Source organism: Mycobacterium sp. pV006 (assembly GCF_041287115.1).
GTDB lineage: Bacteria > Actinomycetota > Actinomycetes > Mycobacteriales > Mycobacteriaceae > Mycobacterium.
Window position 1 is genome coordinate 1 of the sequence record NZ_JBGGKT010000047.1, and the last position, 1,488, is coordinate 1,488.

General features: G+C 64.4%; 1 protein-coding gene. It reads right to left on the reverse strand.

Going from position 1 to position 1,488, the window contains the following annotated elements; genetic code table 11:
• Window positions 1-33 precede the first annotated feature (33 nt).
• Entirely contained in the window at window positions 34-1,353 is a 1,320-nt protein-coding gene (locus ACAG25_RS24720) for an IS256 family transposase (protein ID WP_064961518.1), read from the reverse strand.
• Between the last annotated feature and the right edge of the window lie 135 nt (window positions 1,354-1,488).

A 1,488-nucleotide genomic window follows, 5' to 3' on the forward strand; every position in this document is an offset into this window, starting at 1 on the left:
GAGGAATTGTCAATACCTGTGGATCGGCGTGTTTCAGGCGACCTCCGTTCCGGCTTGCTGATCGCCGTCTGAGGGCGGTGTCGGTGGGGTGATTTCGGTGGGGCGTTCGAGCAGTTTGCCCTTGTGGAAGACCGCGCCGGCGCGGACCAGGGCGACCAGGTGTGGTGCGTTGACGGCACGCCAGCGGGCCGCGGCGGCGTCGATGAGCTTGTAGGCCATGGCCAGACCAGCCGCACGTGATCCCGGCCCCTTGGTGACCTTGGTTCTCAAACGTACTGTGGCAAAGGTGCTTTCGATCGGATTTGTCGTGCGTAGGTGGATCCAGTGCTCGGCGGGATAGTGGTAGAACTCCAGTAGGGTGTCCAGATCGTCGGTGATCTTGGCGACCGCCTTGGGGTACTTGGCCCCGAAGTCGACCGTGAAGGCCTTGACCGCGACCTGGGCCTTGTCGATATCCTCGGCGTTGTAGATCTCCTTGAGCGCCGACAACGCCGACGCGTGCGCTGATTTCGGCAGGGCGGCAAGCACATTGGCTTGCTTATGAAACCAGCACCGCTGTTCTTTGGTGGCCGGGAACACCTCGCGTACCGCTTTCCAGAAGCCGAGTGCGCCATCGCCGACGGCGAGCACGGGTGCGGTCATGCCGCGTCGTTTACAGTCGCGCAGCAGATCAGCCCACGACTCGGTCGATTCCCGGTAGCCGTCGGTGATCGCCACGAGCTCTTTGCGGCCGTCCGCGCGCACGCCGAGCATCACCAGCAGACACAGCTTTTCCTGGTCCAGGCGGACCTTGAGGTGGATGCCGTCGACCCACAGGTAGACGTAATCGGTGCCCGACAGGTCCCGGGCGGCGAACGCGCGGGCCTCGTCCTGCCACTGGCTGGTCAGCCGGGTGATCGTGGTGGCCGAGAGCCCGGCACCCGAGCCCAGGAACTGCTCCAGAGCGGGGGTGAAGTCGCTGGTGGACAGCCCGTGCAGGTACAGCAGCGGCAGCACTTCGCTCATCTGCGGTGACTTGCGTGCCCAGGCCGGCAGGATCGCCGAGGAAAACCGTTTCCGCTCACCGGTGTCGGGGTCGACGCGTTTGTCGTTGACTCGCGGTGCTTTCACCTCAACTGCCCCGGCTGCCGTCAGCACCTCGCGGGCCTGGTGATAGCCGTTGCGGACCACCAGCCGATGCCCCTTCTCATCGAGCTGATCGGCGAACTGGGCCACGTAGGCGGCGACCTCAGCCTTCAACGCGGCGGCCAGCATCTGACGGGCGCCGTCGCGGACGATCTCGTCCAACAACGACCGACCAGCACCGCCAGTGCTTTCGTTGGCCTCGATGGCATCGTGAACTACGGTGAGCATGGGCGTACCTTCCCGAACCAGCGCGCCAACGCCGGCTCATGATCGGACCTTCGGATATTCAGATCATCCTCGGGAAGGTGCGCCCACTTTCACGCCCCCTCACCGAGGCTCATCCACAGGTTCTGATCATTGCTC